The following is a 19803-nucleotide window of genomic DNA, read 5'->3' as shown; positions in this document are numbered from 1 at the left end:
TTTATCGAATGCTAAGCTTTAGTTATTTTTTAGCAGTCCTTTTTCTTTAAAAAACTTTTCCGCTCCTGGATGCAGCGGGAGTGCTCCAACATTGCTCATATTTCTTTTCGTTAACGCTTTAAATTCTTCATGAACGGTATCTAAAAAGTCTAGATTATTATAAATACTTTTCGTGACAGCATAGACTTCCTCATCGGAAACATCTTTGTGAACCATAAGAATTGCCGGTGTGCTTACCGTCCGAGCGTCTTCGGTGAGAAAATCATATGTGCCAGCAGGGATGGTGTTCGGTTCCATCCCTAAATTATCGGCAACGGTCTGAATCATTTCTTCATCAAAAGAAATCATGTTTAAATCTGTCATTGTCGCCGCTTCGATAATATTACTGGAAGGAGCGGATTCAGCATTCCCTGCCGCATCAAGTCTTCCGTCTGCCATCAGTTCAAAAGCCATCGAGCCAGAGAGGAAATCAACTGAACCACCCTCAGAAATAATATCTTCATAGGTTACCCCGTAAAATCTTAAAATTTCCCGGGTAATAACCTCGCCTGCCGAACCTTGTTGATTCACGGATATGTGGAGCGGACCATTTTCTAATAAGTCCTCAACCGAAGTCACCCCAAGCTCTTCCCTTGTAAAAAGCTGATAATAGTTTGCCGGTACAACGACACTGACGGCACGAATGTCTCGAAAGGCTTGATTATACGGCTCTAGTCCTTTATAAGCCGCATAAGCTGTCATTGAATAGGACAAGCCATAAGGAACTCTACCTGTTCCGACCATTAATGGATTTTCAATAATGCTTCCAGGCTCGACTGTTATAAATGATCCGCCATGCTCCCGGCGAATCGATTCGGCGATTCCCTCTGTAAACACCGCCCATGCTCCGCCAGTGCGTCCGCCTTTGATTGTTGTTGTAAGCTGCGTATTTTGTTCATTTGGTTTTTTAGAACTTGTTTCGCTTCCACATGCGACTAATAGTAAGAATCCAAGTAAGATTATGGACACCTTCCAAACGTTTTTCATTATGCTTCTCCTTGCTTGAGCCTTAGTTATTTTCTTATTCTTCTTTCACAAGTAAACTAATATCCAACGCCTTCACGGAATGGGTTAACGCACCGAGCGAAATATAGTGCACACCCGTCCCTGCATAAGTTGCTAGGTTTTTGAGATTAATACCACCAGACGCTTCCGTGATAATTGGGGACGGCACGAGCTTCGCAAATTCCTTCACTTCTTCAGGAGTCCGGTTATCAAACATAATCACATCGGCTTTTGCCTCCACTGCTTCAAGCACCGCTTCTTTATTCTCCGTTTCCACTTCAATCTTCACCGTATGCCCAAGCGCTTTTCGAGCCCTTTCGACCGCTTTTGTAATCGAGCCGGCATACGTTATATGGTTATCTTTAATCATAACGCCATCATATAACCCGTTCCGATGATTTTTCCCGCCACCGACCGTTACCGCATATTTCTCGAGCATGCGTAAGCCAGGTGTCGTCTTTCTCGTATCACATATTTGAATGGAAGAGTCATTCAGCGTTTCTACACATTGATTCGTTAATGTCGCAATTGCGCTCATTCGCTGCACAAGATTTAAAATAACCCGTTCCCCCGTTAAGATGGTCCGAACCGAGCCACGAACTTCCGCGATTCTCTCACCCCGTTGCACATAGTCTCCGTCTGTATAATGAAGGGAGATTTCTAACTTTGAATCTAGTAAATGATAAGCTTGTTGAATGATGTCTAAACCTGCAATAATCCCAGATTCCTTCGCGATAAAAACACCGCTTCCATTTTGCTCCGCCGGAAAAATCGCATGACTCGTCAGATCTTGATCGCCAATATCCTCCATAAAAAAGTCCTCTAGCATTTTTCGTAGTTTGATTTGATTCATTGTAAGTACGCTCCATTTTTTTGTTTTGGTTGTTAATCATTTCACATACATTGCATAAAAATAAGTAGAATGAGATAATCTGTATAGGTGTCATGACACCTATATTTACATAAAATCAATATAATAGCAAGGGCTAATTATAAGAATTTTTATAAATAAGGGGATGAAGACATGCAAAGTAAAGAAAAAATGTCATCCAGTGAGCGCCAACAACTGATTATAAATGAACTGAAGAAGTCGAAAGAGCCAATTACCGCATCCAAGTTCGCGGAAAAAGCGAATGTATCGAGACAAGTGATTGTGCAAGATGTGTCGATTTTAAAGGCAAAGAATGAGCCAGTTGTTGCAACAAGTCAGGGTTATATTTATATGGGCAATCAACCGGAAGACAACCTGGTGCGAAAGACAATCGTTGTGAACCATACGCCGGAACAGACGTTAGAAGAATTGTATATTATTGTCGATCATGGGGTGACCGTGAAGGATGTGAGTGTGGATCACCCGGTTTATGGGGATATTACGGCTTCGATTCGGGTTAGCAATCGAAGGGAAGTTGATCTTTTTTATGAGAATTTGCGGGGACCGAATGTTGCGCATTTATCTTCGCTGACGAACGGGTTGCACCTGCATACGTTGGAGGCAGATTCAATGGAGAAGATTGAGGAGGTTTGCTGGAAGTTGGATGAGATTGGGATTTTGGTGGGGACTACAAATTAAGACGATTTATAATCAATTCCACGGTAAGAGATAATAGTTTAGCTGGAGTTTATATAGTATAATAGTCATATATGAAATGAATAGAGGAGCATCAACTATGATTACAGGTGAATTACGAAGCAAAGTCGATAAGATTTGGGAATCATTTTGGACGGGTGGAATTACAAACCCACTTACCGTTATTGAACAATTTACATATTTACTTTATATAAAAGGTTTAGACGATCGTGAAAAAAGAGGAGAAAAGGATTCAGAGTTATTGGGAACCCCATATGAAGGGATTTTTCCTAAAGATCAACCTGAACTAAGATGGAGTACATTCTCACAAATGGGCCCAGAGGAAATGTTTGAAGTAGTTTCTCAAAAAGTATTTCCATTTATTAAAGGGATGGGTGGAGATGGATCTGCATATTCAGAGCACATTAAAGATGCCGTGTTTGTTATTCCATCGCCGGCTTTATTATCACGAGTAGTCGCAGGGATTAGTGACCTGCCGAAGACAACGAGTGCTGACAGTGAGGTTGATTCATTAGGGGATCTATACGAGTATCTATTATCAAAATTACAGAGTTCTGGAACAAACGGACAATTTAGAACCCCAAGACAAATTATTGATATGATGGTTGCGCTAATGAAGCCAACCCCGCAAGATACGATTGTTGACCCAGCGGCTGGTACGGCAGGTTTCTTAGTATCGGCTAGTGAGTATCTAAGAAAAAACCATGACGATTTGTTTTACACGAGGGACTTAAAAGAACACTTCCACAATACGATGTTTAATGGGTTTGAAATTGATACAACAATGTTAAGAATTAGTACGATGAATATGATGCTTCACGGGATTGATAACCCTAATATTCGCTATCAAGATAGCTTAAATGAGCAAAATAAAGAGCAAGAAAAATATACGTTAGTACTAGCGAATCCGCCTTTTACAGGTTCACTTGATTACGATGCAGTGTCAGATGATTTATTAAAAGTGACGAAAACAAAGAAAACGGAATTGCTATTCTTAGCTTTATTCTTACGCCTATTAAAAAAAGGGGGGCGTGCTGCCGTAATCGTACCGGATGGTGTTTTATTTGGAGCATCAAATGCCCATAAAGCTATTCGGAAAGAAATATTGGAAAACAATAAACTAGAAGCTGTTATTAGTATGCCGAGCGGAATATTTAAGCCATACGCAGGAGTTTCAACAGGAGTGCTCATCTTTACGAAAACAGGGTCTGGTGGAACGGATCACGTTTGGTTTTATGATATGGAGAGTGATGGGTTTTCACTAGACGATAAACGAAGCCCAATTGAGGCGAATGATATTCCGGATATTATTGAGAGATTCCACAATTTGGATAATGAAAAGGAAAGAAAACGTACAGATAAATCATTCTTCGTTCCTTTTGAAGAGATTAAAGAGAATGATTATGACTTGTCGATTAATAAATATAAAGAAGTTGTGCATGAAGAGATTGAGTATGAAGAACCACTAATTTTAATGAGGAATATAAAACAGTTAGAAAGTAATATTGCAATTGAGTTAGATAAACTGGAGGAGCTCTTAAGTGAATAATGAATTTGTAGATTTATTGTCAGTGTGTGATTTTCAAGGAGGAAGTCAACCACCAAAAAGATTATGGTTACAAAATCCTGCAGAAGGTTATGTTAGGATGCTACAAATTAGAGATTTTACACAAAGTTCAACAAAACCTGAGTACGTTCCATTAGATAATAAACTGAAGCTTTGTGAAAAAGATGATGTCTTAATTGCTAGATACGGAGCTTCTGTTGGGAAAATACTAACAGGTCTACAAGGAGCTTATAATGTAGCGTTAATGAAATGTATTCCAGATACATCTTTACTATTGAAGCAGTATTTATACTACTTTTTGCAAACAAAATACTTTCAAAAATTAATCAAAAACGTAGGAAGTAGATCCGCACAAGCTGGCTTTAATAAGAATGATTTAAAAAAAATTAAAATATTTTTACCATCGATTAAAAAACAGGAATTAATTATAAAAATTCTAAACACATGTGAGAATGTAATAACAAACAGACGACAACAAATCGAAGCTTTATCAGCTTTAAAACAAAGTATTTTCGTTGATATGTTTGGGACAGTTAAAACAAATAATTATAGTTTTAAAAAATCAAAGTTAGGAGATTTCGCTTTACTTGTAACTAGTGGTTCAACACCGAAGGGAGGAAGCACATCCTATTTGAAAGAAGGCGTTCCACTAATTAGAAGTCAAAATGTCTTGTGGAATGAGTTGCGATTAGAAGATGTAGTTTTCATCTCAGAAGAAACCCATAAAAATATGAAAAGAAGCCAATTGAATAATCGGGATGTATTATTAAACATTACTGGTGCATCAATTGGAAGAAGTGTTGTATATAGAGGGGCAGATTTTGAAGCTAATGTTAATCAGCATGTATGTATCATACGACTAAATGAGTATATTAATCCATACTATTTATCTTATTATTTTGCTAACGAGGAGTTTCAGAAAAATGTAGTTAATAAAAATATCGGTGCTACTAGACAAGCTTTTAATTATACTCAAATCAAAAATTTTGATATTTTAGTGCCTGATTTATCTTTACAAAATGCCTTTGAAGATAAAGTTAAGCAAGTCGATAAATATATTAATTTACTATCAAATAGTTTAGAGCAAATGAACTTATTATATGATTCTATTCTCCACAAATCCTTCAACGGCGAACTATTTAAAGAAGGAATGAAAGTATAACTGAAGAAACGAAAGAAGGTGCTACAATTGACCAACTTTGAATTTCTAAAAGAAAAAGACCAATACAAATCCTTTTCAAGTGCTTGTCTTGAAGCAGAGAAAAGTTTACAAATCAGCCCTGCTACGACAGCTATTTTGTCGAGGAGGGCTTTAGAGCTTGCGGTCAAATGGACGTACAGCTTTGATGAAGGATTAAAACTCCCTTACGATAATCGTTTATCAGCATTAATCCACGAACAAACATTTAGAGATATCATTGATAATGACCTCTTCCCTTTACTTCGCTATATTGTGAAATTAGGTAATGTTGCTGTGCATACAAATTCTAATATTTCACGAGAAGAAGCAATCACTTCTCTACGGAATTTGCACGAGTTCGTGAGTTGGATTGACTATTGTTACTCCGTTGACTATACAGCTAAACCATTTAATGAAGAAGTATTATTAACAGGTAGCGAAACTCGGAAGCGCAAAGAAGAATATCAAGATCTATTCGAAAAATTAAGCGCGAAAGATCGTAAATTAGAAGACATGATAGCTGAGAACGAGAAACTTAGAAAACAAGTTACAGAGACCCGTATTCACAATCAACAGGAAAAAGATTATGACTTTAAAGTGGACGAGATCTCCGAATATGAAACACGGAAACGTTACATTGACATAGATTTGAAGTTGGCAGGTTGGACATTCGATAAAGATATTTTAACTGAATATAAAGTAGCAGGAATGCCTAACTCAAAAGGTGTCGGATATGTTGATTATGTGTTATTTGAAGATGACGGCAAGCCTCTAGCTCTTATTGAAGCAAAAAGAACCACAGCTAGTGTAAATCAAGGAAAACAACAAGCAAAGCTTTACGCTGACTGTTTAGAGAAAATGCATGGTCAGCGCCCAATTATCTTTTTAACCAATGGTTTTGAATCAATAATTTGGGATGACACAGAATATCCAGATCGAAAAGTATCAGGTGTATATTCTAAACCTGATTTAGTAAAGCTAATGGAACGTAGGCAGTTAAAACGTTCGCTACAAAACATTGAAATAAAAGATGATATAACGAATCGGGCGTATCAAAAAGAAGCCATTATAAATGTGTGTGAAGCATTTGAATCGAAACAACGCGAAGCCCTACTTGTAATGGCGACGGGATCGGGAAAAACAAGAGTTTCTATTTCGATTGTAGATGTACTCGTACGTCATAACTGGGTAAAGAACGTATTATTCTTAGCCGATAGAAAAGAGTTAGTAAGACAGGCAAAAAATTCCTTTAATAATTTAGTACCATCACTTAGTTTATGTAATTTACTAGATGATAAAGAGAGCCCAGCGTTATCTAGAGTAGTATTCTCTACCTATCAAACAATGATGAATGCAATTGATGGAACGAAGCGTGAGGACGGGAAAATTTTATTTACGCCAGGGCATTTTGATTTAATCATTATCGATGAAAGCCATCGGAGTATCTATAAGAAATACCGTGCTATCTTTGATTACTTTGATAGCCTCCTCGTTGGATTAACGGCAACTCCTAAGGATGAAATAGATTTCAATACATACGAGATTTTCGGTCTTGAATCAGGAAATCCGACATATGCTTATGAACTTGAACAAGCAATTGAAGAGAAGTATTTAGTCGATTACAGAACAATAGAGTCTGTTTCTAAATTTATGGAAGACGGAATTTATTATGATGATCTATCCGAAGAAGAAAAGCAAATGTATGAAGAGACGTTCGATGAGGAAGAAACATTCTCTGATTATATCAGTGGTTCTGCGTTAAACGAGTGGCTATTTAATAACCATACAGTTGATCACGTGCTGAATGAACTAATGGAAAAGGGAATTAAAGTAGCTGGAGGAGACCGAATCGGCAAGACGATCATTTTTGCTAAGAATGCAAAACATGCAGAGCATATTGTCGATAGATTTAATCATTTGTATCCGCATTATGGTGGCAAGTTTTGTCAACAAGTGGACTATAGCATTAAGTATGCTCACTCCATCATTGATGACTTTAAAATGAAGGATTCTGAACCACATATCGCCGTGTCAGTTGATATGTTAGATACAGGAATTGATGTTCCAGAAGTTGTGAATTTAGTGTTCTTCAAAAAAGTACGTTCAAAAACAAAGTTCTGGCAAATGATTGGCCGTGGCACGAGGTTATGTGAAGATTTATTCGGCCCGGGGCAGGATAAAGAATACTTCCTCATTTTTGACTATGTTGGTAACTTTGAGTTTTTCAGAGAAAACCCTAAAGGAATCGAAGGAAATGTTGTTGTTAGTTTAACGGAAAGATTATTTAATTTAAGAGTAGAAATCATTAAAGAATTGCAGTCATTAGATTATCAGGATGACACTTATATTACTCACCGTAACCGCTTAATTAACGAATTACTTACGGAGATACGAAGATTAAATGAAGAAAATTTCCAAGTGAGGATGAGTATTAAATATATTCATAAGTTCCAAGGTGAAGATATTTGGAAAGCTTTGACGACTAGTGATATAAGGGAATTAAAGGAAGAAGTAGCGCCTTTAATCATCCCAGATGACGATGACGAGATGGCGAAACGCTTTGACAATGTAATGTATACAATCGAGCTTGCGTATTTGACTGCGCAGAGAGCAACAAAACCTATCAGGGCTGTGATGGATACTGCTGAAAAATTAAGTGAAATAGGAACGATACCAAAAATAAACGAGAACAGAGAATTATTAATAAATGTCCAATCAACAGATTTTTGGGATGAGGCAAATATTTTTGAACTAGAAGAAGTACGTAAAGTAATGCGGGAATTAGTACAGTTCTTAGAAAAAGAAACTAGAAAGACCTTTTATACCAATTTTCAAGATACATTTGACGTGATTGTTGACGGTACACCAATCTACGGTTCAAACGATTTGAGAAACTACCAAAAACGAGTAAATCAATATTTAAAAGAGCATCAAAATGAAATGGCTATTTTTAAATTAAGGCATAATAAACCCTTAACAAAAGATGATGTTGTATTTTTAGAAAATGTATTATGGCATGAGTTAGGTACCCGAGAAGACTATGAAAATGAATTCGGTGATACTCCCATCACTAAACTCGTTCGACAAGTTGTAGGATTGGACCGCGGGGCAGTAAATGCTGCATTTTCTGAGTTTCTATCTGATGAGAGGTTAAATGCTACCCAAATTAAATTTGTTAGATTAATCATTGACTATGTTGTAGCGAATGGCTATCTAGAGAAGCAAGTATTACAGCAAGATCCGTTTAGAACATTAGGTAGCGTGTCTGAGTTGTTTGAGGACAATATCCAGGATGTGAGGGAGATATTAAGTATTATAGATGATATAAATGAGAAGGTGGATGCGTTTGAAGGGGCTTGATTATAGCTTTGGATGAAGGGGCAGACGGCTGCAAGAGAAACCGCTGATGAATCGTGTATGCCATTATTCGTCAGCTATGCTCTATTCCCAAGAATCTCGTTACTTCAGTCATGAGAGGTTCAAACTATAATCGTATAAAAGGGAGGGGATTGGATGAAGAAAAATATGGAACAGCTAACCTTTGACAGTTTATTCAACCAAGCAACTGAAGAAGCGCCAAATATGGGTGTGAGAATTCAAAAATTAACACAGGATGTAACAAAACTTCCGATACAACTTATCATTGACTTTGAAAAATTTCTCAAATACATAGAGCACCACCCTATTCAAATTACGAATACAAAAGGATATATTTCAAGCAATCATCTCCCTCATATTAATGAACAATTATCTATTAAAACACAAGATGAAACACGAAACACACAGCAAGAGCACTATCCATACATACATTTTTTCTATTTACTTGCACGAGGCGGATCCTTAATCAAACAGGAATCGGCGGATTTCAGTAAACGATATATACGAATAACAGAGCGACGAAACTTATTTGATAAATTGACAGATACAGAGAAATATTTCTTTTTACTGGAAACATTTTGGGTGGATTTAAATTGGAGCAAATTTGTGGGAAATAACCATCATTCCATTTATTTTATGCTACCAGATGTGATCAGTAAGTTATTAGATAAAAAGGCAGGATTTCGATTGCAGCTTCATAAACAACCGTTACTCGCGAATCTTATTTTTCATTGGAATTATTTCTTTCTTTATTTCGAATGGTTTGGATTTTGGCATAGTGAAAAAGACCAGGAGCGGATGGATCACTATCAAAAAAATGGATATTACTTTGCAAAGTCTATTGCTCTAACATCTTTTGGAAAGAAAATGATTCCAGTATTAATGGAATCCAGAGATTTTGAACGATGGAATATCCCTTTACGCCGTGAACGAGGTGAAGCAAATCCAGTGCCTGGTTTAAAACTGCCTCATTCAGAAGTCAAAGCTGGAAACAAAGTCAATCGTCCGCAACTGTTTCACGAAGCATTTGAAAAGCTTTTCCTAAAAAGAGAATTGCTAAATGCATTACCACGATTGGAACAGAAGTAAACAAATAGACAAGAGTTTGTACCACTCTCCTAGGCGCAATTAATTAAAATGCGGGGTGCTAAACAATGAATTATAAAGAGTTCATGGAAATTGTTAATAAAAAATTAACGAGTATGTCAGACTCTGAAAAAGATAGTTGGATATACAATCTAGCTAGAGTCACGAAAGAAGATAAAAGAATTGCATTTTTAAACTTTACAATTGATCAGCCAGGCGAACATTTAATTACTCCCGATGTGGAATGGATAGAAGCATTCTGTGAAGATATAGAAAGTGGAGAAATTTATTTTGAATGCACTGGCTATGAAGTGTACGGTGAAAACTATTGGGATAGTGATTTTAAATACGATTATTTCGATGAATTTAAAATTGGAAATGATTTGTTAAGGGCATTCCAGCAAGCTGAGGAATTGTTATACCAAAAAAATTACATTCAAGCTGCTAAACTTTATGAATCGCTATGCATGATGGTGTTTCAAACAAATGAAAGGGATGCAGGAGAGTGGGATGAGCTTGAACTGGAGGATCTTGTAGAAGAAAATATAGTAGAATTAGATTTAAACCATATTGCTAAACATGCTATCTATGCAAAATATCAGGCTACGGAAGGAAAACGGAGACCTGCCGCATTATTTAATTATTTCACATGGAAAATGTCAACAAATCTGAGAATGGAAGAAATATTTATTATAGGCCCTGAGGCGCTTGCGGATCTTGACTTATTTATGGAAGACTGGATTTCCTTTTTAGGAAATAAACAAGGGGATTTGGCAGGGAAGCTATTGATCGAAGCATGTATGTATCAAGGGGGAATTTATCGACTATGTGAAACAGCTAAGGTCGTGTCGGCAACCCATCCCATACTGTATAAATATGCATGTGAGCATCTATTGAACCAAAACCAAGTGATAGAGTGTGAAAAACTCGGACTTGAAGCAATGCAACAGTTACCTAAAAACCTGATTATTCGAGCTGAAATTGCGGATTTGACTGCTAAAGCTGCAAATAGTTTAGACCATCATGAAACGGTAGAAAAATGCTATGTGGCTACCTTTTATTCAGATTCAAGTTTAAGTAACTATCTACGCTTATTTCAATTAACTGAAGATGGGCGCGAAATAACAAGCCAAGCTGCAAAATATGCAAAAACATTGCCCGAACAAAAAATAGATTACGATTATCGAGTAAATCGACAATTACTAACAAATAACCTTTCAAAGGAACAAAAAAAGGTTATAGCTTTTTTTAATGCTGAATTTGAAACTGTCTATGAAGATTGTAAAAAAGAGACAACTAAACTGGGTTGGAGTAACAGTTTCATAGGGATAGCTGTGCCACTTTTTATTTTAGCGCTAAATAAGAACTCGGAAATTACAAAAGCTGGACAACAGCTTATCAATGGTTTTGTACACAGACTAGGATATACGAATTCCAATAGGGATTGCTTTCTAGATCAGTTCCTAACTTGGAAAGAAAAAATTAATTTATCAGCTGAACAATATGAAAAATATATTCAATGGTTATCAAAAGTAGTAGACCAAAGAACAGAAGCCGTCATCACAACCCTTTGCTTAACTAATTCTAAATTTTTATACAATATCCTCAGTGTAGCTAAAAAATCAAAAAGTAAGTTTATTTTCTGTTCCTGAAAGCAACCTTTGTATATTTTCCCTGTGTTTAATTATAATGATAAGAGCCATTAGGCATACAAATATATTGAAATATAAAGTATGCTCAAAAATAGGAATAAATGAAATAACTGCTATAAGTGTTGTAGCACCTATGGTACCTAAAGATACATAACGTGTTAAAGCTATTATTATTACAAAAGAAACAAGGCATAAAAGACCCATAATCCAGTCAATCATAAATAGTACAGCCACTGCTGTTAGTGCTCCCTTACCCCCTTTAAACTTAAAATAAATCGGCCAGTTATGCCCTATAACAGCTCCTGCGCCTGCCGCTAAGAGGCTTAAGGAATCCATTGCCCCTCCCGAATAAAAGTAAACACCAAGTAACAAGCCTATAAAACAAGCAATTATACCTTTTAATATATCTCCTATAAGAACAAAAGCTGCAGCAGGTTTCCCAAGTACCCTTAGAGTATTTGTAAGCCCGGCACTATTACTTCCATGGATTCTAATGTCCGTGCCGTATATTTTCCCTACAATCACTGCTGTATTAAGGCTACCTAAAAAGTAACCAAAAGCTAAGGCCACAAAAAGCTTTAAAATATCCATGGTCTCTCCTCTTGTTTGCCCCATTATTCAGTCTATTCGTTGTTTTGTATCTGTACTTCCCAAATATGTAATTTGATTTTTTATTATCTTTTTCTACGGTGTAACTGCCATTAAAATTACCTATCAGAGCATAAACAAACATTAGCCATGGAAGATTCAGGTGTGGCATAAATCGCTAGCATATTTACAACACTTGTCACTGAACCAACCATCAACTACCGACTCAACCCCTAAACACAATCCTCTGATTCTTCTCAGCCACGTCCTCAAATACTTTTATTATGGACTCTCCATAACTTCCAAGCTGCTCAAGCATTTCTTCACGATAAATCAAGCGAATTTCAAGGGGATGATGGTAGGTGCTTAGGGCGTCCCATAGTGCGTCAAGATTGTTCCCGTAATATTCATCAAGATGCAGTACAGTTTTTAAATATAGATGTACTGCATCTTTATCCTGCATTTTTCGCCCATCAAGTGTGATGTGTTCCATTTTATTCATCTCCGTATAATAAGGTAAATGTATCATAATGATCGTCGGTGTAGTAAATTAATCCGTCATTGGAATAAACAATGCGCTTTGGACCGCGATAGCCGCCTTCGTAGTCTATATCAGCTTCATAATACTGTCTATTCGCTTTGTCAGGGAGGCTTCCCTCTCTGTTTCCAAATCTGTCGCCGCCAATACTTTTCTGATCAGTTACTTCCCAAAGGTTCCCTTCACTAGCCACCCAGCCTAACTTACTAGCTTCTGACTTTGTAATATAATTGTCTGGAAGTTTATTAAAAGTATGGATATATAAAGCAACCTCATCCTTGCTTGTATAATAACCATCTTCCTCTATCAACCGTTCTGTATTTGCGGTGGCAGGTTCTGGTGCTGACTCATCAAAAGCAGCAAATAGATCTGCAGCTGAACAACTAGTTAAAATAACTCCAATTAGGAGTATGCTTAGTAAATATATGATTCGTTTCATTCATCTCACCTTTAATCTAATTTCTAATCATTATAACAAATGATTTTGTATAATACGTAATAGATTCAAATATAACTTGATTTGCTATAATAAGATAATGAAAATTAAATTAATACGGACGAGGGGGTTTTTACTTGAAAAAGAAATTACTCATTCATGCGTAATCTCATTTCATTAGTAGATATAAGATTTTACTCATTCGCTTTCATTTGATCCTAAAGTAAATTGAATCGACTCAATCTGTTCTTTCATTCTAGCCTTACTTTCAGTCTTCAATTCCTCACATTCTTCCTTAGAACCAACACATTCCGTTTGATATATAATTTCTATCCCGCCATTCTCTACCTCATTTTGCAAAAAACCCGCATACCCATGATATGGCCCTTCCCTCTCGAAATAAGAAAGATATAAGGTCTGATTTTCAGAAGGTAATTTTTCATATTCAAGTTCTTGTCCTACCCGTTCATTAATTATATTTAAGATAGTACCTTCTCGCCCTGTTTCATCTAAAGAATCATAGTTCAGTCTAATTGAACTCTTAAGTTTGCCCTCATCAATGCCTATAAATATACCTTCATAATCCTTCTCCTTTAATGCATAGCCATGCCCATCTATCATTCCATTTAAGGGAAAATCCATTTCATACTTCCCGGTCCCAGATAAAAAAGGATAATAACCAGATCTCGTTTCTTCCGTAGATTCTAATAATCCTCGAGTAAATTCATCCTCAAATGCCCGGCCATCTGGCAATTCATCTTCGTTCATTTCTGACGGTCTCTTCGTTTGTTCTTCATTATTCACTTGGCAGCCTACTAGTAGAAAGATTAATATGAATAAAATCAAATACGCCCATTGCTTCACATTCTAGCCTCCAATAACATCTGATTAACAATAAAAATAATTTAGTCTACTGGTGATAAGTATAATAAGGAACAGGATAGAATGGAAGAGTGGGGGTGTTTTCTGAATTATTTATCGCAGGTTAACTGGTTGTAAGACCCCCACTTCAATCATTCAGCTGATTTGATGAACAGCAGCCTGAGCGAATCGAAATGAATTCTTATGACGATTTGAGTCTGGTTGCCCAATTTATTGACAACGATGCAGACCACAAAAGGCTGTAATTCTCACGCATGACTTTCGTAACACTGGAGATGACATGGGTAAGTTAACGAAATTTTATTATGACAGGGGATTTGATATTTTACTTCCGGATGCACGAGGGCACGGAGAAAGTGATGGAGACTATATGGGATATGGCTGGCATGATCGAACACCGGTAGCAATCATTTGACTTCACGAGGTGTTACTTGGCATACGTATGAGATGGGCTCTAAGTCGGTCCTCACCGGTTTAAAGCCGCAACTTGCGAAGAAAATTGCTTTCTTAGGAGTAGCCAATACTTTACAGACAGAAGTGAAAGGGACCTTGCAACAAGCATTTACAGGAGTATTTGACAGCGAAATCTGAAGAAATAGCACACTCTCCTAATGAGCATAATGAACTATACCAGCCAATCTAGACGTATGGAGAAAGAATTTTCACTTGAATGCATTGCTGACATACCTAATAAGTAGTTGAACCAGGGATAAGCCTGATTCAACTGCTTATGTTTTTGTGCTTTTCTTTTTGAATCGGTGTTCTAATTGGGTACGAGTACTTCTTTTTAGATTTCCTATACTTATATCACTTAACCAACCATTGAAATTGAGCAGTAAATCGGGGCTAAGAGCGGATTTTTATAATCAATTACAACATATTTTTAAGTAGACTGAATAACTGTTATATTAAATTTTGAAGAAGTGAATATACGGTTATGAATCTTTTGAAAGTCAAATGTTCGATTGTTAGTTCTTCATCTGCCTCTTGTTTCGTCTAGGAGGGAGATGGATGGCTTTTCTATTGTTATTCCTATTACTTAATAACGAATATATTTTCATAGGCTATGGTAATGCGTTGTGTTTTCATTTCATCTACTTGCTCATCGAATCGATTAACTACCTGTCCAATTTTACATCAAACAGCAGGTTCGTATTCCAAACCTCTAATTGTTTTGTTTTCAGAACCATCTCATCGACTATCTCTCCCTTTTGCCCTTCATCAATAAAAGTCTTATTTACGAGAGAGAAAAATTCTGTGTCACATTTTCTAATACGATCTGCGTGTCTTATTAAAGTGTCTTTTTTATATGAAAAATCTTTCAATGGAAGTAGATCTTCCGTAACTGTGATTGAATGCGTCTCACTCATTTTACACACCCCTCATTAAGTCAAACTGTTTAGAGATACGCTCATCCTCTTCAAACAAAGATTCAATTGCTTTGCGATAGCCTTCTATTTGTAAGCGTGCTTTTTCCACCGACTCTCTTAATATGTGTATTTCTTGATTGAGATCCGCTTGTTCGAGTGGATATAGTACCTCATGTACTCGAATACCTGTGACTTTTTTCGTGAATGTCGGATATAATCCATGCTTGGCAAGTAGATGATGATACAGACGCGGGCTTCCCTCCATATCATTTATTTTATGAATGACTTTTCTTCTTTCATCCTTGTAAGCATCCATTATTTCCATTTCAATAGCCTTGGAGAATTGCGCTATTTCGGCTTCCTTTTCTTGTAATACTCTCGCGCCTTGTTGGTACATTTGAAGGGCGGCAGACATATTCACTTTGATTTCTTTTTTTCCACTAGTTGCTGTAAAAATCATATCTGGTCCTATATATGATTTTTTCCCTCCGGTTATGGATTCTAACAATTCTAGGATTCCATGACTTTCTCCTATCCTATTCAAGATATCAAGAAAATCCTCCTGGTTTAATGTTTCTAGACTTTTACGAATGGAGTATATATGCATGATAACTTTCAGAATAGATCCAGTATCACCACCTAATTGTGCAGAAAAGTTACCAGAATCTCGAATTACAACGTTTCTTTCTATCGCAGTTTTTATCCCCAAGAGTTCATGCTCAATTTTGGCTATTTCGGTGACAAGCACTTTTTTTTGTTTTTCTGTGATATAGCCAGCTTCCTGAAATCTGCCGAAAATAATATCTGCATTACTTGTAATCGTTTGGATATGTGACAATAATTCGGGAACTTTCTCATTCAAATTTCTAATTAGGGTATCCAATTCACCCTGTTTTGATATATATAATTTAAGCATATCTCCAGCCCCATCGACTCCTCTGATAAGATCCATATCAACTCCTAGAATATCGTAAAGCGCCGCATCTAATCCACCCTCCTGGGAAGCTGTTGTGTATTGAATGGCTAATGCTTGAAAATCCTGTATGACGTGATCTGGAATATCATCCATGATTGACCGCAGACCTGGATAATCTGGATTTGTATCAATATACTCCACCTCACCGAGCGTAAAAAATCCACGTGTCCCACTAACGGCATAGAGGGGATCATCGAGTGAAATGACTTGGTGAATGTTATCTGCTTTGTCTGCGTAATAGTTTTTTGCGAATGCTTCGAGTTGTGCAGGGTCTAGGTTGTAGATGGCATTTTCATCAGACACAGGAATGGAAAACCTTTTATTTAGTTTTTCTGCAAAGTCTTTATCAGCATAATATAGTTGATAATAGTTAGTTTGAGCACCATTAACACTATAAATTTTATCAAAAGTATCATGAAGTAGAAGTGCAGTCGTGTTATTATTATGAGCTAAAGAATGAGAAAGACCAATGACACTTAATTCATCTTTAGTTTCAATGTGGTGAATCACTTCCTTAGTAAATAAATTAGTTGCTCTAGCTTGAGAGTATTCTAGACCTGCAAACATAGCTTTAAGATTATATTCCCAATCCTTCATATCTTGGGTTCCTTGAGAAATGACATAGAGTTCATTAATCCCCCCTTTTTCAGAATAGAAATGAACCGCTGTCCCATCATATCCAGTATCTTTTATATCCGGATTCTCGGACTCCGAAGTATGGAATATTTCTATATTTGCACCAATCTCCTTTCCATATTCTTCTATATACAATTGTTTTAGTTTACTTTTAAAATCTTCTTCTTTGAGACCCTTATATTCTAAATCAACCATGCGTAATCTCATTTCATTAGTAGATATAAGATTTTCACTCATAAGTTACTCATTCGCTTTCATTTGATTCTAAAGTAAATTGAATCGACTCAATCTGTTCTCTCATTACATCTATACTTTCCGCTTTTTTGGCCTCACATTTTTCTTTGCTTGCATTACATTCTGTCTGATATATAATTTCTATCCCGCCATTCTCTACTTCATTTTGCAAAAAACCCGCATACCCATAATACATTTCAGTTTCAAAATAAGAGAGATATAATGTGCTGTATTCCGAAGTGAATTTATCATATTCAAGTTCCTGACTTATTCGATCATTAATCATGTCTAATTTCAAATCTTCACGCCCTTTCCGATCTGTTGAATAATAGTTTAGGCTAAGTGCACTTTTCAGCTCTCCATTATCTATGCCAACAAATACACCTTCATAATCTTTATCTTTTAGAGCATAGCCTCTTTCACCTACTCTTCCGTTTAGAGGAAAATCCATTTCATACTTCCCGGTCCCAGATAAAAAAGGATAATAACCAGGTCTCGTTTCTTCCGTAGATTCTAAGAATCCTCGAGTAAATTCATCTTCAAATGCCCGGCCATCTGGCAACTCATCTTCGTTCAATTCTGACGGCCTCTTCGTTTGTTCTTCATTATTCACTTGGCAGCCTCCTAGTAGAAAAATTGATATGAATAAAATCAAATACGCCCATTTCTTCACATTCTAGCCTCCAATAACATCAAATTAACAATAAAAATAATTTAGTCTTCTGGTGATAAGTATAATAAGAAACAGGATAGAATGGAAGAGTGGGGGTTAATAATAGGTTAATGAATGATAAAAATGAAATTTACAGGGGGATATTGTTTGAAAAAGAAATTTCTCATTACTTTAGCGAGTATTCTTGCTGTCGTATTTATCGGGTTCATTTTTGCAGGCAACTATTTTTACGGACAGGGAATAAAAAGAGGAACCGAGGTAGAATTGCACCGTGAGGATTCAACTATTAATCCATATGATTGAGTCAAGGTTTTCTAAGGATCCTTGTGATAGATTCTAAAATTAGCCCATCTTAAGGTGTTTGAATAATTTGCATTTAATTAAAAACATGCTATATTATAAGCAGAAACAGCACCTCCGTCATCGCACCAAACCCCACCTAAAGGATGTGATTAAAATGGCAGCCCTGCCACAGCTTATTAAAGAAGAACCCTCAAAATCAACCTACACAAAACATGATCAACTGTACAAGGACCTCATCAAAACATTTTTTAAAGAATTTCTCGAAGCATTTTTTCCCGACGTTTACGAAGGTATTGATTTTCAAGCGATAAAACTATTGTCTGAAGAAGTGTATACCGATGTATTACAAGGGGAAACCCGCAGGCTGGATATTGTTATTGAAACAACGCTAAAAGGGACAGATGTCGTAGTAATTGTCCATATTGAGCCGCAAAGTTATGAACAAAAGGATTTCCATAAGCGCATGTATCACTATTTCAGCATGCTGTATAATAAGTATCAAAAACCGATAGTGCCTATTGCTGTACTAACTTATAAAGCAGAATGGGAAAGAAACCAGTACACAATGGAACTCCCTTTTTTCCATGTGCTGACATTCAACTATCTGACACTGCATCTAAAGAAAAAGAACTGGCGTGATTATATTCTCTCTGAAAACCCAGTTGCTGCAGCACTTATGAGTGAAATGGGATATCAGGAAAAGGAAAAGGTACAGGTTAAAAAGGAATTTCTGCGCATGATGGTGAAAATGAAATTAAACCCAGCCAAGCAGCGTATTGTCTATGGATTTTTTGAGACATATTTAAAACTAACTACAGAACAGGAGGAACGGCTAATGAAGGAAATTGAAGAGCTGCCAGAAGCAGAAAAGATTCTTGAGATACCAATCTCGTATGAGGAAAAAGGAAAAGAAATAGGTAAGGAAATAGGTAAGGAAATAGGGAAAGAAATAGGTAAGAAAGAAGTTGCCATGGAAATGTTGAGAAAAGGATTAGATACCAACCTTATAGCGGAAGTCACCTACTTGGATAAAGAGGAAATAAAGACATTAAAAGAAAAAATATAAAAACTCCTACAGAACAGGAGGAACAGCAAATGAAAGAAATAGAAGAGCTACCAGAAGCAGAAAAGATTCTCGAGATACCAATCTCGTATGAGGAAAAGGGAAAAGAAATAGGTAAGGAAATAGGTAAGGAGATAGGGAAAGAAATAGGAAGGGAAATAGGTAAGAAAGAAGTTGCCATGGAAATGTTGAGAAAAGGATTAGATATCAATCTTATAGCGGAAGTCACCTACTTGGATAAAGAGGAAATAAAGGCTTTAAATGAAAAAAATTAATAGCACCTAGCTGATATAAAACCTCTCTGTTATTCCGAATATGGCAGAGAGGTTTTTTATAATGAAATCAAGAACACTCGTGATTTTAGTCTTGGGATAAATTACTACCAGGTATTATTTCTAACTCCTCGGAAAGAAAATCAATTATTGGTTCGAATCATTGTAACATTTAAACGACCACCTGCTTTAGTAGGTGGTCGTTTAAGTATTGTAGCTAGCTTTACATAAACAAAAGTATTTTTCTTTGTATATATGTCTAAGCTAGAGCAAAGTGGTTTTTTGTATCACTTTTCCCCATTAATTGGACAAATATAAGTACTTTCAATTAATAAAT

20 protein-coding genes are annotated in these 19803 nt (G+C 36.4%); 11 read left to right on the top strand and 9 right to left on the bottom strand.

Annotated elements, in window-relative coordinates; genetic code table 11:
- Positions 1-18 precede the first annotated feature (18 nt).
- Positions 19-1026, bottom strand: a complete 1008-nt coding sequence (locus SPD53_RS16305; RefSeq protein WP_156857321.1) for a TAXI family TRAP transporter solute-binding subunit — start codon at positions 1024-1026, stop codon at positions 19-21.
- 34 nt (positions 1027-1060) lie between these two features.
- A complete protein-coding gene (nadC, locus tag SPD53_RS16300) occupies positions 1061-1897 on the bottom strand; it encodes a carboxylating nicotinate-nucleotide diphosphorylase (RefSeq protein ID WP_336253196.1) in 837 nt (278 codons plus the stop codon).
- A 171-nt stretch (positions 1898-2068) separates the two neighbouring features.
- Between nadC and SPD53_RS16295 the strand changes: the two genes are divergently transcribed.
- The 6 genes from SPD53_RS16295 to SPD53_RS16270 all read left to right on the top strand — a co-directional run bounded on the left by SPD53_RS16295 (position 2069) and on the right by SPD53_RS16270 (position 11495).
- Complete coding sequence (locus tag SPD53_RS16295) at positions 2069-2614, top strand: transcription repressor NadR (RefSeq protein ID WP_188858070.1); 546 nt, start codon at positions 2069-2071, stop codon at positions 2612-2614.
- A 97-nt stretch (positions 2615-2711) separates the two neighbouring features.
- Positions 2712-4181, top strand: a complete 1470-nt coding sequence (locus SPD53_RS16290) for a type I restriction-modification system subunit M (RefSeq protein WP_336253195.1) — start codon at positions 2712-2714, stop codon at positions 4179-4181.
- Positions 4174-5361, top strand: coding sequence for a restriction endonuclease subunit S (locus SPD53_RS16285; RefSeq protein WP_336253194.1), 1188 nt, complete (start codon positions 4174-4176; stop codon positions 5359-5361). The genes SPD53_RS16290 and SPD53_RS16285 overlap by 8 nt, the downstream gene beginning before the upstream one ends.
- Before the next feature lie 27 nt (positions 5362-5388).
- Positions 5389-8739, top strand: a complete 3351-nt coding sequence (locus tag SPD53_RS16280; protein WP_336253193.1) for a DEAD/DEAH box helicase family protein — start codon at positions 5389-5391, stop codon at positions 8737-8739.
- 153 nt (positions 8740-8892) lie between these two features.
- Entirely contained in the window at positions 8893-9846 is a 954-nt protein-coding gene (locus SPD53_RS16275) for a hypothetical protein (protein WP_336253192.1), read from the top strand.
- A 65-nt stretch (positions 9847-9911) separates the two neighbouring features.
- Positions 9912-11495: a hypothetical protein gene (locus SPD53_RS16270; protein WP_336253191.1), complete on the top strand. Its 1584-nt coding sequence runs from the start codon at positions 9912-9914 to the stop codon at positions 11493-11495.
- Here SPD53_RS16270 and plsY read toward each other — a convergent pair.
- The 4 genes from plsY to SPD53_RS16250 all read right to left on the bottom strand — a co-directional run bounded on the left by plsY (position 11466) and on the right by SPD53_RS16250 (position 13921).
- Positions 11466-12086, bottom strand: coding sequence for a glycerol-3-phosphate 1-O-acyltransferase PlsY (plsY, locus tag SPD53_RS16265; RefSeq protein WP_336253190.1), 621 nt, complete (start codon positions 12084-12086; stop codon positions 11466-11468). The genes SPD53_RS16270 and plsY overlap by 30 nt on opposite strands.
- A gap of 223 nt (positions 12087-12309) precedes the next feature.
- Positions 12310-12576 carry a barstar family protein gene (locus tag SPD53_RS16260; protein ID WP_336253189.1) on the bottom strand — a complete coding sequence of 89 codons (267 nt, stop codon included), beginning with the start codon at positions 12574-12576 and terminating at the stop codon, positions 12310-12312.
- 1 nt (position 12577) lies between these two features.
- Complete coding sequence (locus SPD53_RS16255) at positions 12578-13060, bottom strand: ribonuclease domain-containing protein (RefSeq protein WP_336253188.1); 483 nt, start codon at positions 13058-13060, stop codon at positions 12578-12580.
- A gap of 195 nt (positions 13061-13255) precedes the next feature.
- On the bottom strand, positions 13256-13921 hold the full coding sequence (locus SPD53_RS16250) for a hypothetical protein (RefSeq protein ID WP_336253187.1): 666 nt from the start codon (positions 13919-13921) through the stop codon (positions 13256-13258).
- A gap of 298 nt (positions 13922-14219) precedes the next feature.
- On the opposite strand from SPD53_RS16250, the gene SPD53_RS16245 reads away from it, so the two are divergent.
- Together SPD53_RS16245 and SPD53_RS16240 are read left to right on the top strand one after the other, a co-directional pair.
- On the top strand, positions 14220-14354 hold the full coding sequence (locus SPD53_RS16245; RefSeq protein ID WP_336253186.1) for a hypothetical protein: 135 nt from the start codon (positions 14220-14222) through the stop codon (positions 14352-14354).
- Positions 14355-14386: 32 nt separating this feature from the next.
- Positions 14387-14530, top strand: coding sequence for a hypothetical protein (locus tag SPD53_RS16240; RefSeq protein ID WP_336253185.1), 144 nt, complete (start codon positions 14387-14389; stop codon positions 14528-14530).
- 527 nt (positions 14531-15057) lie between these two features.
- On the opposite strand, the gene SPD53_RS16235 is transcribed toward SPD53_RS16240, so the two are convergent.
- Genes SPD53_RS16235 through SPD53_RS16225 form a run of 3 tightly spaced genes read right to left on the bottom strand, consistent with a single transcriptional unit; the run spans position 15058 to position 17768 of the window.
- Entirely contained in the window at positions 15058-15309 is a 252-nt protein-coding gene (locus SPD53_RS16235) for a hypothetical protein (RefSeq protein ID WP_336253184.1), read from the bottom strand.
- 1 nt (position 15310) lies between these two features.
- Positions 15311-17158, bottom strand: coding sequence for a DUF6792 domain-containing protein (locus SPD53_RS16230; protein WP_336253183.1), 1848 nt, complete (start codon positions 17156-17158; stop codon positions 15311-15313).
- 7 nt (positions 17159-17165) lie between these two features.
- Positions 17166-17768 carry a hypothetical protein gene (locus SPD53_RS16225; protein WP_336253182.1) on the bottom strand — a complete coding sequence of 201 codons (603 nt, stop codon included), beginning with the start codon at positions 17766-17768 and terminating at the stop codon, positions 17166-17168.
- A 207-nt stretch (positions 17769-17975) separates the two neighbouring features.
- Between SPD53_RS16225 and SPD53_RS16220 the strand changes: the two genes are divergently transcribed.
- The 3 genes from SPD53_RS16220 to SPD53_RS16210 all read left to right on the top strand — a co-directional run bounded on the left by SPD53_RS16220 (position 17976) and on the right by SPD53_RS16210 (position 19469).
- On the top strand, positions 17976-18131 hold the full coding sequence (locus SPD53_RS16220; protein WP_336253181.1) for a hypothetical protein: 156 nt from the start codon (positions 17976-17978) through the stop codon (positions 18129-18131).
- Between the two features lie 154 nt (positions 18132-18285).
- The gene (locus SPD53_RS16215; RefSeq protein WP_336253180.1) at positions 18286-19197 is read left to right on the top strand and encodes a transposase; all 912 of its coding nucleotides are present in this window, start codon (positions 18286-18288) and stop codon (positions 19195-19197) included.
- 29 nt (positions 19198-19226) lie between these two features.
- Positions 19227-19469 (top strand): hypothetical protein, encoded by a 243-nt coding sequence (locus SPD53_RS16210; RefSeq protein WP_336253179.1) that lies wholly within the window; start codon positions 19227-19229, stop codon positions 19467-19469.
- Positions 19470-19803: the final 334 nt, after the last annotated feature.

This window comes from Oceanobacillus sp. MO10714A, assembly GCF_037072045.1.
In the GTDB taxonomy this organism is placed as follows: Bacteria; Bacillota; Bacilli; order Bacillales; family Amphibacillaceae; genus Oceanobacillus; species Oceanobacillus indicireducens.
Note: the sequence above shows the minus strand (reverse complement) of the source record. Positions and strands in the feature narration are given on the sequence as shown.

Bases quoted from the DNA above. Each gene is read 5' to 3' on its own strand.
- SPD53_RS16305 (WP_156857321.1), bottom strand. From the start codon at position 1,026: ATGAAAAACGTTTGGAAGGTGTCCATAATCTTACTTGGATTCTTACTA.
- nadC (WP_336253196.1), bottom strand. From the start codon at position 1,897: ATGAATCAAATCAAACTACGAAAAATGCTAGAGGACTTTTTTATGGAG.
- SPD53_RS16295 (WP_188858070.1), top strand. From the start codon at position 2,069: ATGCAAAGTAAAGAAAAAATGTCATCCAGTGAGCGCCAACAACTGATT.
- SPD53_RS16290 (WP_336253195.1), top strand. From the start codon at position 2,712: ATGATTACAGGTGAATTACGAAGCAAAGTCGATAAGATTTGGGAATCA.
- SPD53_RS16275 (WP_336253192.1), top strand. From the start codon at position 8,893: ATGAAGAAAAATATGGAACAGCTAACCTTTGACAGTTTATTCAACCAA.
- SPD53_RS16270 (WP_336253191.1), top strand. From the start codon at position 9,912: ATGAATTATAAAGAGTTCATGGAAATTGTTAATAAAAAATTAACGAGT.
- plsY (WP_336253190.1), bottom strand. From the start codon at position 12,086: ATGGATATTTTAAAGCTTTTTGTGGCCTTAGCTTTTGGTTACTTTTTA.
- SPD53_RS16260 (WP_336253189.1), bottom strand. From the start codon at position 12,576: ATGGAACACATCACACTTGATGGGCGAAAAATGCAGGATAAAGATGCA.
- SPD53_RS16255 (WP_336253188.1), bottom strand. From the start codon at position 13,060: ATGAAACGAATCATATATTTACTAAGCATACTCCTAATTGGAGTTATT.
- SPD53_RS16245 (WP_336253186.1), top strand. From the start codon at position 14,220: ATGGGTAAGTTAACGAAATTTTATTATGACAGGGGATTTGATATTTTA.
- SPD53_RS16240 (WP_336253185.1), top strand. From the start codon at position 14,387: ATGGGCTCTAAGTCGGTCCTCACCGGTTTAAAGCCGCAACTTGCGAAG.
- SPD53_RS16235 (WP_336253184.1), bottom strand. From the start codon at position 15,309: ATGAGTGAGACGCATTCAATCACAGTTACGGAAGATCTACTTCCATTG.
- SPD53_RS16230 (WP_336253183.1), bottom strand. From the start codon at position 17,158: ATGAGTGAAAATCTTATATCTACTAATGAAATGAGATTACGCATGGTT.
- SPD53_RS16215 (WP_336253180.1), top strand. From the start codon at position 18,286: ATGGCAGCCCTGCCACAGCTTATTAAAGAAGAACCCTCAAAATCAACC.
- SPD53_RS16210 (WP_336253179.1), top strand. From the start codon at position 19,227: ATGAAAGAAATAGAAGAGCTACCAGAAGCAGAAAAGATTCTCGAGATA.